Annotated in this window: 14 protein-coding genes; 13 read left to right on the top strand and 1 reads right to left on the bottom strand. The window is 39.3% G+C overall.

All coding sequences use genetic code 11. The annotated features are described in order from the left end of the window. Nucleotides 1-3 precede the first annotated feature (3 nt). Entirely contained in the window at nt 4-168 is a 165-nt protein-coding gene (locus BGO88_RS17400) for a T9SS type A sorting domain-containing protein (protein ID WP_353743400.1), read from the top strand. A gap of 130 nt (nt 169-298) precedes the next feature. Here BGO88_RS17400 and BGO88_RS10125 read toward each other — a convergent pair whose 3' ends face one another. Beyond that, the gene (locus tag BGO88_RS10125) at nt 299-754 is read right to left on the bottom strand and encodes an SRPBCC domain-containing protein (protein ID WP_286706784.1); all 456 of its coding nucleotides are present in this window, start codon (nt 752-754) and stop codon (nt 299-301) included. Nucleotides 755-939: 185 nt separating this feature from the next. On the opposite strand from BGO88_RS10125, the gene udk reads away from it, so the two are divergent. The 12 genes from udk (at nt 940) to lepB (ending at nt 12,720) form a co-directional block, all read left to right on the top strand. Next, nucleotides 940-1,548, top strand: coding sequence for a uridine kinase (gene udk / locus BGO88_RS10120; RefSeq protein ID WP_056069670.1), 609 nt, complete (start codon nt 940-942; stop codon nt 1,546-1,548). Nucleotides 1,549-1,584: 36 nt separating this feature from the next. Next, entirely contained in the window at nt 1,585-1,935 is a 351-nt protein-coding gene (locus BGO88_RS10115) for an FtsB family cell division protein (RefSeq protein WP_056069665.1), read from the top strand. A gap of 50 nt (nt 1,936-1,985) precedes the next feature. Next, nucleotides 1,986-3,359, top strand: a complete 1,374-nt coding sequence (locus tag BGO88_RS10110; protein WP_286706783.1) for a methylmalonyl-CoA mutase subunit beta — start codon at nt 1,986-1,988, stop codon at nt 3,357-3,359. Between the two features lie 4 nt (nt 3,360-3,363). Next, nucleotides 3,364-3,903, top strand: a complete 540-nt coding sequence (locus tag BGO88_RS10105; protein WP_286706782.1) for a hypothetical protein — start codon at nt 3,364-3,366, stop codon at nt 3,901-3,903. After that, complete coding sequence (scpA, locus tag BGO88_RS10100) at nt 3,900-6,032, top strand: methylmalonyl-CoA mutase (RefSeq protein ID WP_286706781.1); 2,133 nt, start codon at nt 3,900-3,902, stop codon at nt 6,030-6,032. The genes BGO88_RS10105 and scpA overlap by 4 nt, the downstream gene beginning before the upstream one ends. 76 nt (nt 6,033-6,108) lie before the next feature. Further along, complete coding sequence (locus tag BGO88_RS10095) at nt 6,109-6,564, top strand: YciI family protein (RefSeq protein ID WP_273239043.1); 456 nt, start codon at nt 6,109-6,111, stop codon at nt 6,562-6,564. Nucleotides 6,565-6,895: 331 nt separating this feature from the next. After that, on the top strand, nt 6,896-7,777 hold the full coding sequence (locus BGO88_RS10090; protein ID WP_286706780.1) for an SDR family oxidoreductase: 882 nt from the start codon (nt 6,896-6,898) through the stop codon (nt 7,775-7,777). Between the two features lie 389 nt (nt 7,778-8,166). Continuing rightward, the gene (locus BGO88_RS10085) at nt 8,167-8,934 is read left to right on the top strand and encodes a ParA family protein (protein WP_056069651.1); all 768 of its coding nucleotides are present in this window, start codon (nt 8,167-8,169) and stop codon (nt 8,932-8,934) included. A 9-nt stretch (nt 8,935-8,943) separates the two neighbouring features. Next, nucleotides 8,944-9,843 (top strand): ParB/RepB/Spo0J family partition protein, encoded by a 900-nt coding sequence (locus tag BGO88_RS10080; RefSeq protein WP_056069648.1) that lies wholly within the window; start codon nt 8,944-8,946, stop codon nt 9,841-9,843. Next, nucleotides 9,843-10,403 carry a DUF5683 domain-containing protein gene (locus tag BGO88_RS10075; protein WP_056069645.1) on the top strand — a complete coding sequence of 187 codons (561 nt, stop codon included), beginning with the start codon at nt 9,843-9,845 and terminating at the stop codon, nt 10,401-10,403. The genes BGO88_RS10080 and BGO88_RS10075 overlap by 1 nt, the downstream gene beginning before the upstream one ends. Nucleotides 10,404-10,412: 9 nt before the next feature. Continuing rightward, the gene (gene dapB / locus BGO88_RS10070; protein WP_286706779.1) at nt 10,413-11,114 is read left to right on the top strand and encodes a 4-hydroxy-tetrahydrodipicolinate reductase; all 702 of its coding nucleotides are present in this window, start codon (nt 10,413-10,415) and stop codon (nt 11,112-11,114) included. A 43-nt stretch (nt 11,115-11,157) separates the two neighbouring features. After that, nucleotides 11,158-12,720 carry a signal peptidase I gene (gene lepB / locus BGO88_RS10065; RefSeq protein WP_286706778.1) on the top strand — a complete coding sequence of 521 codons (1,563 nt, stop codon included), beginning with the start codon at nt 11,158-11,160 and terminating at the stop codon, nt 12,718-12,720.

Below are 12,720 nucleotides of genomic sequence, written 5' to 3'. Positions count from 1 at the left end.
ACCATAGATTCGATTGAGGTATACAGCCTGTTGGGCCAACTGGTCAGAAAACAGGAGAGCCACGCTACGGAAGTAAGGCTATTCCTTGGCGATTTGCCTGACGGAACCTATGCCGTATCTGTCATGTCAAATGGAAAAAAATCAACTGTAAAAGTCGTCAAAAAATAAAATAGTAATAACCTAAAAAAAGCACGCCCATATTTGGGCGTGTTTTTTTATTTATCCAGATTCAGGTTTCCCAAATCTGCGTAATCATTTTAATCTGTGGCTAAAATAAAAATTCTCAGGTGACCTCTCTTTAATCTTCTCTCCTAAATTCAAAGGCTCCTTTTCTAAGGTTGATACCATATTCCAGATACGCTTTAAGACAGGCTAGAAAATTTGCCCAACCTTCCGTATTTCCCATCAGCCAGCTAATTCCTTCCTCGTTATTTTCCATTCCTTTCTCAGTAACCGTTACAACAGTATCTTTTCCTAAAGGTGCCAAGGTAATTCCTACCAGATTTTTCTTTTCATTCACATCCCAATAATAGGATACATACTTGTCCTTTTCGATTTTGCCAACCGTAATCGGGAATTGCATATCAAATTCAGGAAATTTCCATTCAATTTCTTTCCCTTCCTCCATCCTACCCGAACCTTTCGCAATAAAATAATTTGCCATTTTTTCAGGATCAACAATCGCTTCAAACACTTCCGATACAGGCTTGAGTATTTGGATTGCTACCTTAATGGTCAGTTCCTTTTTTTCCATAATTTTTTATTTTAATCTGCTATTTATCAGTCTTATTAAAATTAATAAAATTCCGTTGCTTGTGCATTAATTTTTTCTCAATTAATCAGAACTCCAATTCTCCGCTGAAACATTTCCCTAAAAAACAAAAACCACTCTCAATATAATTTCTATTTTTGCCAAAAGAAAAATATAACACAACCCTTATGCTCATTATCGGAATTGCCGGCGGAACCGGAAGCGGAAAAACAACTGTTGTCCAACAAATTATGAACGAATTACCTCAGACTGAAGTTGGAATAATCTCTCAGGACTCCTATTACAGAGAAAACCACAATCTCAGTTTTGACGAAAGGGCACTCATCAATTTTGACCATCCAAGGGCTATCGATTTTGAATTGTTAGTCGCTCATTTAAAGGATTTAAAAGCCGGAAAAAATGTAGAACAGCCAGTTTATTCTTTTGTAACGCACAATCGTACTGAGGACACTATTAACACACATCCAAGAAAGGTAATGATTGTTGAGGGCATCCTGATTCTTGCCAATCCGGAGCTTCGCGACATGTTCGATATAAAAATATTTGTCCATGCCGATCCAGACGAACGTCTGATTCGCCGTCTCAAACGTGATATTGCCGAAAGAGGCCGCGACATGGAAGAGGTATTGAACCGATACCAGACCACATTAAAACCAATGCACGAGCAATTTATTGAACCGACTAAAGCTTTTGCAGATATCATTATTCCAAACGACAAATACAATACCGTGGCCATTGATGTTGTCCGGGCCGTAATCAATCAGCGTATTTTATAATTTTTATTCCTAATTTTATAAAGTAAAAATTCAGGGATGAAAAATCCGTTCAAAAATATAATCAGCCGTTATCCTTTTCTGAGATTTCTCGGAAACAGATATGTATTGGTATTGGCGCTTTTTATTGCCTGGATGGTTTTTCTAGACAATTATTCCCTGCTCGACCATAGAATTCTTAACAAGGAAATAAAAGAACTGGAAGACAATAAAAAATATTATCAGGACGAGATTAAACTCGACGAAGAAAAAATAAAACTGCTCAAGAATCCTGATCAGATTGAAAAATATGCCCGTGAAAAATACTATATGAAACGCGACAGCGAAGACATATATATTATCGAATTTGAAGAAGACCTGCCAGAAGAAGAGCAAAGCAAATCATTATAATATTATCTCTGCGAAGATTAACAGTTTTAGCAGAACAACATAACCTAAAAATGGCCGACCATCTATTTGACGACTTCAATCCCGTAACTTCCAAACAATGGAAGCAGCAGATTCAGTACGAACTCAAAGGAGCAGATTATAACGAAACGCTAATCTGGGAAAGTCCGGAGGGCATCAAAGTAAAGCCCTTCTACCATATTGACGAATTTGAAAACCCGCTTTCTTTCTCAGAAAAAGAAACCGCTTTCAAAATAGTCCAGAATATTTTCGTACATGATTTGGATAAATCTGTAAATCGTGCCTTGGAAACCCTGTCCAGAGGAGCAGAAAGTATCCGGTTTACTATAGAAGATGAAAATCTGGATATAGCTAAACTATTGGAAAAACTTCCGTTAGAAACGATAACCGTTTACTTCCATTTATCATTCCTTTCAATCGATTTCGTCAAAAAAATCGACACCATTGCCAAAAACAGAAACGCCAACTTTTTTATACAAATTGACCCGATTGGAAAACTGGCAAAAGAGGGCAACTGGCACACGAATCTTGATTCCGACTTTAACCTTCTGAATACAATTTCCATCTCTTGCCAAAATGCGAATTTCCTTAGCATTGACGGAAGCCTTTATCAAAATGCCGGAGCCAATATTGTCCAGCAACTGGCTTATATGCTAGCCCATGCCAATGAATACTTTAACCGCATGGCAACCGTTTCAAAACCTATCACATTTCAGGTAGCTGTGGGAACAAATTATTTTTTCGAGATTGCAAAACTGCGTGCCCTACGCCTGCTTTTTGACCTTTTAGCTAAAGAATACGACCATAATTCAGGCTGCCACATACTTGCTATGCCTACCAAAAGAAACAAAACACTTTACGACTATAACGTAAACATGCTTCGCACCACCACAGAATGCATGAGTGCGATTTTAGGCGGTGCCGATGCCGTTTCGAATCTGGCATACGATTCCTTATACCATAAAGACAACGAATTTGGTGACCGAATTTCAAGAAACCAACTTCTGGTACTAAAACACGAAAGCTATTTTGACAAGGTCAATAATCCGGCAGACGGAAGCTATTATATAGAAACGTTAACAGAGCAATTAGCCGAAAAAGCTTTGGCCCTGTTCAAAGACATCGAAGCAAACGGTGGTTTAATTACACAATTGATTGAAGGCACTATTCAAAGAAAAATTCAGGAGAGTGCTGCAAAAGAACAGGATTTGTTTGATTCAGGGAAAGAAATCCTGTTGGGAACCAATAAATATCCTAACAAAAATGACAGGATGAGCCACGACCTGGAACTATTTCCTTTTGTAAAATCAAAACCAAGAAAAACGCTGGTAACACCAATCATAGAAAAACGATTGGCAGAAAAAATGGAACAGGAACGTTTGGAAAGCGAAAAAGAAAACGGATAAGGTTATGAAAAACTTTAAAAACTTATTAATCTGCATATTCTTTCTAGGCAATTTGACCTATGCGCAAAAGTCATTTAAAGATACATTTTCCCGAAATCTGATGCAAATTGAACTGGCCAATTTGAAATTGTATCTGAATAAATATACTGAGACGAATTTGGATTCTGTTTCAATGCTGTCAATCCATTACATACAGCCTCGAAAATATTGCCATTATTCAAAATATGTGGGCAATCCTAAGAAAGTAGAAGAATGGTTTGATAATTTCTATAAAGAAGGCAATGTTGTATTTCCGGAAAATTCCAAAATCATAAATTCTTTTTATGAAGAAAAAGGAAAGGAAAAATATACTCCGGAATACAATTATTATTACGATGAGAACCATTTTCTTCATAACTTAATAAACAAAATAAATAAGATGGAGAGTTGCGAGTGCTTTATCACTCTTAATTCGAAAGGCAAGCTTATGATAAAATATGGAGAAGTTAGTACAGACGAAATAAAACACTTTATCAAAGAAACAGCGATTCTAGATAAACCATGAAAAGAAAAGACATCCAACATATAAAATTAGATTCTCAAGCCGATGGCAAAAAGGCCAAGTCAGAAAACGTTGAAAACTTCCTGACGGCCGAAGGTATCGAACTGAAAAACACCTATTCCGAAGAAGACATCCAAAATCTGGAACATCTTAATTTTGGAGCAGGATTCGCACCAAATCTTCGTGGTCCGTACGCCACTATGTACGTTCGCCGTCCCTGGACTATTCGTCAATATGCCGGATTTTCAACAGCAGAAGAAAGTAATGCCTTTTACAGAAGAAACCTGGCTGCCGGACAAAAAGGACTCTCCATTGCATTCGACCTTCCAACGCACAGAGGCTATGACAGCGACCACGAAAGAGTGGTTGGCGATGTTGGAAAAGCAGGTGTGGCTATCGACTCTGTAGAAGACATGAAAGTACTGTTCGACCAGATTCCGCTTGATGAAATGTCGGTTTCCATGACCATGAATGGTGCCGTATTGCCAATTATGGCATTTTATATCGTAGCTGCTGAAGAACAGGGCGTAAAACCGGAACTGCTTTCAGGTACCATCCAGAATGACATCCTGAAAGAATTCATGGTACGAAACACTTACATCTATCCGCCTACTCCGTCAATGAAAATCATCGCCGATATTTTCGACTTTACGAGTAAAAAAATGCCTAAGTTCAATTCTATCTCGATTTCCGGATACCACATGCAGGAAGCCGGAGCTACGGCAGATATCGAACTGGCCTATACTTTAGCCGACGGACTTGAATACATCCGTACGGGACTAGCTGCAGGAATGAAAATCGACGAGTTTGCTCCACGACTTTCGTTCTTTTGGGCCATTGGGATGAACCATTTCATGGAAATTGCAAAAATGCGTGCCGGAAGAATGCTGTGGGCTAAACTGCTCAAACAGTTCAATCCTCAGGACGAGAAATCGCTTGCTTTAAGAACCCATTGCCAGACTTCAGGCTGGAGTCTTACAGAACAGGACCCGTTTAATAACGTAGCCCGCACCTGTATCGAAGCCGCCGCCGCCGCCTTTGGAGGTACACAATCATTACATACCAATGCCTTAGACGAAGCCATAGCCCTGCCTACGGATTTCTCAGCAAGAATTGCACGAAATACACAGATTTTCCTTCAGGAAGAAACCAAAATTACCAAAACGGTAGACCCTTGGGCGGGAAGCTATTACGTAGAAAAACTTACCGATGAAATTGTCCACAAAGCCTGGCAGCTCATTCAGGAAGTAGAAGAATTAGGCGGTATGACCAAAGCCATCGAAGCAGGAATACCAAAACTGCGAATTGAAGAAGCCGCAGCAAGAAAGCAGGCAAGAATCGATTCCAGCCAGGACATCATTGTAGGCGTAAACAAATACCGACTGGAAAAAGAAGACCCGTTACACATCCTGGATGTTGACAACCAGATGGTGCGCAGACAGCAAATCGAAAGGCTGGAAAAAATAAAGTCTACAAGAAATACCGAAAAAGTAAAAGAGACCTTACATAAATTGACCGAAGCTGCCAAATCAGGCAAGGGCAATTTATTGGAAATTGCAGTAGATGCCGCAAGAAACAGAGCCACTTTGGGTGAAATCAGCGATGCATTGGAAACTGTTTTTGGAAGATATAAAGCGCAAATCAAATCGTTTAGCGGCGTGTATAGCAAAGAAATTAAAAATGACGAAAGCTTTGAAAAAGCAAAGCAGAAAGCCGACGAATTTGCAAAATCCGAAGGCCGTCGACCAAGAATAATGATTGCCAAAATGGGACAGGATGGACATGATCGTGGTGCCAAAGTTGTCGCAACAGGTTATGCCGATGTAGGTTTTGATGTTGACATTGGACCTCTGTTCCAAACGCCGGCAGAAGCAGCCAAACAGGCCGTAGAAAACGACGTACATATTTTAGGTGTTTCTTCTCTTGCTGCCGGACACAAAACATTGGTACCTCAGGTAATCGAAGAATTAAAGAAATACGGACGTGAAGATATTATGGTAATCGTTGGCGGCGTAATCCCTGCCCAGGACTACCAATATCTTTTTGATTCCGGAGCCGTAGCCGTTTTTGGTCCCGGAACCAAAATCAGCGAAGCTGCCATTACAATCTTAGACATCTTAATGCAGGAATAATCATTTCAAAAAGCGGGAAATCATATTCCCGCTTTTTTATTGTCAAAACCCTACTCAAGGGACAAAACAACCAATCATGAAAAAAATACTACTTATACTGATGCTTGTCAGTTGCTTCAAAGCAAATTCTCAAACAGTAAATCCTAACTATGACAGCAAACTTGCCGAGTCTTTGGGTGCTGACGATTACGGAATGAAAATGTATGTCCTGGCTATCTTAAAAACCGGAAGCAATAAAATAGACGACAAAGAAAAATTAAACGAGCTTTTCAAAGGCCATATGGACAACATCAACCGCCTGGCTAAAGACGGCAAGCTGATTGTTGCCGGTCCTTTAAAGAAAAACGATAAAAATTATCGCGGCATCTTTATCCTGAATGCAAAAACAATTGAAGAAGCAAACGAATTATTACTTACCGACCCTGCCATTAAAGAAAAACTTTTTGAGGTAGAAGTATTTGAATGGTACGGTTCGGCTGCTTTACCTGAATACCTGAAAATACACGATAAAATAGAAAAGACGAAACACTGATTTAAAAAGTCTCTTCCAGATTTCCATTATTATGAATTTAGCGTTCTTGTGCCTTTGCTAGCAATATTTTCAGGCAAAGACGCAGGGCCGCAAAGTCTTGAAAATTTAATTAATATTTTCTTCTGCCTGACAGGAACTCTTCAATCTGCACAATCATCTAATCTGTGGCTGAACAGAAATTTATAAATCACACGCCCTTACCCTAAGTTAAACTGCCAAACGTTTATTAAGCATTAATTCCATCTCAACAACTACTTGAACATTTATTTTGAATAGGAAAAATATCTTTTGTAATAATTCCGTATTTTAGTAAAAAAGAAAAACGACACACATGGATTTTACAAAAAAAATGCTTCGCGATAATGCCCTTGAAGGAAAAACAATTGTTGTTACAGGCGGTGGCAGCGGACTTGGAAAAGCGATGACAAAATATTTTCTGGAATTAGGCGCCAAAGTTGCCATAACTTCCCGCGATCTTGAAAAACTAAGAACTACCGCAGAAGAACTTGAAAAAGAAACCGGCGGTGAATGCCTTCCTTTAGCCTGCGATGTCCGCAACTATGAGCAGGTTGAAACCATGCTCGCTTCAGTTCTGGAAAAATTTGATAAAGTAGATGTATTACTGAACAATGCGGCCGGAAATTTTATTTCTCCTACAGAAAGGCTATCGGCCAACGCCTTTGATACTATTATTGACATTGTGTTAAAAGGCTCCAAAAACTGCACCCTGGCTTTTGGAAAACATTGGATTGACACCAAACAGCAAAACACAACCATCTTGAATATTGTCACAACCTATGCCTGGACGGGCTCTGCTTATGTAGTTCCGTCAGCCACAGCAAAAGCCGGCGTTTTAGCCATGACCCGAAGCCTTGCCGTTGAATGGGCCAAATACGGAATCCGTTCCAATGCCATAGCACCGGGACCATTTCCTACCAAAGGTGCCTGGGACAGATTATTACCGGGCGACCTGAAAGACAAATTCGACCTGGCAAAAAAAGTACCACTAAAAAGAGTAGGCGACCATCAGGAATTAGCCAACCTTGCAGCCTATCTCGTATCTGACTTTTCAGCCTATGTCAACGGTGAAGTCATTACCATCGATGGTGGCGAATGGCTTAAAGGTGCCGGACAGTTCAATCTTCTGGAAGCCGTTCCTGAAGAAATGTGGGACATGTTGGAAGCTATGATTAAGGCCAAGAAAAATAATTAGGAAAGTTGCTAAGTTGCTAAGGTTCTGAGAGGCTAAGGTTTGTGCGTCATGTATATATAAAAGAATACGTTATGAAATAACTTTCATGTATTCTTTCATTTTGCATAAGCTTCAAAATCTGTGTAATCATACCAATCTGTGGCTAAAAAGCCGCTAAGCTGCTAAGGTCCTGAGAGGATAAGGTTGTGCGTTTTATCGACAAAATAGAAAGTTACCCAAAAACTGATTTTGAAATAACAAGGCATACTGCCAAAAACAAAAACAGCATCATAAGCCGGAGGAATACTTCCGGCTTTTTTATTCGCTATCTCTTTTTATATTGTTAACAAAATAGATTTTCAAAACCCATAAATAATTGTATTTTTACGGTTCAAAATTTTAGAAATTAAATGGGCAAAATCATTGCTATTGCAAATCAAAAAGGCGGCGTTGGCAAAACAACGACGTCTGTTAATTTAGCAGCTTCCTTGGGAGTTTTAGAGAAAAAAGTATTACTGATTGACGCTGATCCTCAAGCGAATGCAAGTTCGGGTTTAGGAATCGACGTAGAGTCGGTAGAAATTGGAACTTACCAGATTCTGGAACACAGTAATACGCCGGAGGAAGCAACAATCGAATGTTCATCTCCAAACGTATCCGTGATTCCTGCCCATATTGATTTGGTGGCTATCGAAATCGAATTGGTCGACAAGGAAAACCGGGAATATATGCTAAAAACAGCATTGGAAAGCGTAAAGGACAAATACGATTACATTCTAATCGACTGTGCTCCATCATTGGGATTGCTGACATTGAATGCATTGACGGCAGCAGATTCAGTAGTGATTCCAATCCAATGTGAGTATTTTGCTCTGGAAGGATTAGGAAAACTATTGAATACGATAAAAAGTGTCCAAAAAATCCATAATCCGGATCTGGATATAGAAGGCTTATTGCTGACTATGTATGATTCCCGCCTTCGCCTATCCAATCAGGTAGTTGAAGAAGTACAGAAACATTTCCACGATATGGTTTTTGAAACAGTCATCCAGCGTAATGTAAAATTGAGTGAGGCCCCAAGTTTTGGAGAAAGCATTATCAACTATGATGCAACCAGTAAAGGAGCAACCAATTACATCAACCTGGCAGAAGAAATCATTAAGAAAAATACGAAATAGAAACAGTTTATGACAAAGGCGATAAAGAAACAAGCATTAGGAAGAGGTTTATCAGCATTGCTAAAAGATCCGGAAAACGACATCAAATCGGCAGAGGATAAAAATGCAGATAAAGTAGTTGGTAATATTATTGAGCTTGAAATTGATGCTATTGAAATAAACCCGTTTCAGCCAAGAACCAATTTCAATGAAGAATCCCTTCAGGAATTGGCTACTTCCATCAGGGAATTGGGTGTTATCCAACCTATTACCGTACGAAAATTAGACTTTAACAAATTCCAGCTAATCTCCGGAGAAAGAAGGCTTCGTGCTTCAAAATTAGCCGGATTGACAGTTGTACCTGCCTATATCAGGCTTGCCAACGACAATGAATCGCTGGTAATGGCTTTGGTAGAAAACATACAGCGTCATGACCTTGACCCTATCGAAATCGCCCTGTCCTACCAACGTTTAATTGACGAGATTCAGTTAACGCAGGAGCAGATGAGTGACCGCGTAGGTAAAAAGCGTTCCACGATTGCCAATTACCTGCGACTATTAAAACTGGACCCGATTATCCAAACCGGAATCCGCGATGGTTTTATTTCTATGGGACACGGTCGTGCTATCATTAACATTGAAGACCATGACATACAGGCTGATATTTACCAAAAAATCGTCAGTCAAAACCTTTCTGTAAGAGAAACGGAAGCCTTGGTTAAAAATTACCAGGACAGCCTGAAACCGGCTCCGCCAAAAGCGGCAAAAGGTAATGCGTTTACTATTGATGAATCAGAAAAGAAAGCCATAGGAAACTATTTTGGCACAAAAGTAGATGTCAAAGTAGCCGGAAATGGTAAAGGAAAAATCACGATCCCATTCCATTCTGAAGAGGATTTCAACCGAATTATCAAATTAATCAAAGGTTAGTGAATAAGTTAGTTTCCATATTTTTTCTCTTTTTTCTGATTGGAACTACTTCCGTCAGTGCACAGGAAGAATTGAATATTGTCGTACGTGACAGCATTAAAGGAGAAGAAATCAATCCATTGGCTCCTTCTAAAGCTGCCTTTTATTCGGCAATACTTCCGGGTATGGGACAGGCCTACAATAAAAAATACTGGAAAATTCCCATCGTATATGCAGCATTAGGAACCGGAATAGGAATCTATGCCTACAACAACAAGAATTACCACAAATACAGAGACGAATACAAAAGGCGTTTAAACGGAACAGAAGACCCAAACGGAAAACTTTCCAACCTGACAGACAATCAGCTGATTTCCGCACAAAGGCAGTTCCAGAAAAACCGCGACCTTTCTTTGATTGTCACGGTAGGTATCTACATCCTGAATATTGTTGAGGCTAATGTGGACGCGCATCTCCTGCAATTCAATGTAAGCGATAAGCTCACGCTCAAGCCGGATATTTACCAAAACGACCTGAATTACAAAAAAAATGTCGGACTCACATTAAATTACAATTTTTAATAGCACAGCATGAAAATAGCACTTTTGGGATATGGCAAAATGGGTAAAGTGATTGAAAAAATCGCTTTGGAAAGAGGCCATGAAATCGTTTTGAGAAAATCTGCAGAAGATACTTTTGAAGGATTGGAACAGGCAGATGTCGCAATCGATTTTAGCATTCCTGACGCTGCGGTTAGCAATATTTCAACCTGTTTAGACAACAATATTCCAATCATTTCCGGAACTACCGGTTGGCTTGACAGCTATGACAAAATGGTTACGCTTTGTCAGGAAAAAAACGGGGCATTTATCTACGGTTCCAATTTCAGTTTAGGCGTAAACATATTTTTCCAACTGAATGACTATCTCGCCAAAATGATGTCAAACATCAGGGAATATAAAGTTTCCATGGAAGAAATACACCATACACAAAAATTAGATGCACCAAGTGGCACCGCCATCACCTTAGCCAAAGGAATCATAGAAAATTCGGACTATTCAAGCTGGGCATTGGAAAATGCAAAAGAGGACGAAATCTTAATTGATGCCAAAAGAATCGAAAATGTTCCGGGCACGCATAGCGTTTTCTACAATTCAGCCGTAGACACTATCGAAATCAAACATATTGCCCATAGCCGTGAAGGTTTTGCATTAGGCGCGGTAGTAGCCGCAGAATGGATTTTAGGCAAAAAAGGTGTATACACCATGAAAGATGTGCTTAATTTAACGTAACAAATCTTTTTCCCAACAGACATATACATAAAAATACATACAGATGACAATTAATCAATGGTTTCTATTTTTCCTTATCCTTCAGGTAGTACACTTTTTAGGAACATGGAAATTGTATAAAAAAGCAGGAAGACAAGCCTGGGAAGCAGCAATTCCAATCTACAACGCTATTATCCTGATGAAAATCATCAACCGACCGAAATGGTGGGTTATTTTGCTTTTTATACCTATTGTAAATCTTATCATGTTTCCTGTTGTTTGGGTGGAAACTTTGAGAAGTTTTGGAAAAAATACGACTTTGGATACGGCTCTGGGAGTGCTTACATTAGGACTTTATATCTATTACATTAACTATACTCAGGATGTAAAATATATTGAAAACAGAAGCCTGCATCCAAAAAACAAAACTGCAGATACTGTCAGTTCCCTGCTATTTGCAGTAGTAGTTGCTACAATTGTCCATACCTATGTAATGCAGCCTTTTACCATTCCTACAGGTTCGTTGGAAAAAACACTTTTGGTAGGCGATTTTCTTTTTGTCAGCAAAAATCATTATGGTGCCAGAACACCTATGACCACTGTTGCCATGCCAATGGTTCATGACACAATTCCGGGACTTAAAACTAAATCTTACCTAAACAGGCCTCAGCTTCCGTATTTCAGATTTCCGGGATTTGAACCCATCGAAAAAAATGATATTGTAGTATTCAACTGGCCTGTAGATACTATCCCGAATGCTACAGAATCCAATTTCAAACCTATCGACAAAAAGACAAATTATGTAAAACGTTGCGTAGGAACTCCTGGTGACAATCTTTCTTTTATTGATGGCGATGCTTATATTAATGGCAAGAAACTAATTTTATCAGACAGAGCCAGAGTTCAATATTCTTACAGAGTAACTACTGTAAATGGCAGCATGCTTGACCCAAATTACCTCACAAAGGAGTTAAAAATATATCCGGACGATATTGGCTTCAATCAGAATGACAACAGCTATTTCTTTATTTCTTTAACCGATGAAAATGCGGCTATCCTGAAAAAGAATCCAGCTGTGGAAAGCGTTACAAAACTGATTGCCAAAGCAGAAGAACATCCTGATCCAAGAATCTTTCCATATACCAAAAAATGGAATCAGGACAATTTCGGCCCTATCTATATTCCTCAGGCTGGAAAAACAGTAAAACTGGACAAAGAATCACTTCCTTTTTACAGAACGATTATCAAAGAATATGAAAAGAACGACCTAAAAGTTGAGGGAGACAAAATCATCATCAACGGTCAGGTGGCTGATTCTTATACATTCAAACAGGATTATTACTACATGGTTGGAGACAACCGCCACAACTCATTAGACAGCCGTTATTGGGGCTTTGTACCCGCAGACCACATCGTAGGAAAGCCGGTGTTTATCTGGATGAGTTTGGACCCGTACACTCCGTGGTCAAAAGCTATTGACAAGATTCGTTGGGAAAGACTATTCACAACTGTTGGCGGAAGCGGCGAACCGGTATCCTATTTCAGTATTTTCGTCCTATTAATGGCAGGGTATTTTATTGCTAACTTCTTTATCAGAAGAAAAAAGAAAAAATTAGACAGGTATTAA

The organism is Flavobacterium sp. 38-13 (assembly GCF_001899155.1).
Lineage (GTDB): Bacteria > Bacteroidota > Bacteroidia > Flavobacteriales > Flavobacteriaceae > Flavobacterium > Flavobacterium lindanitolerans.
The sequence above is the reverse complement of the archived record's forward strand: the minus strand, read 5'-3'. Positions and strand labels throughout refer to the sequence as shown.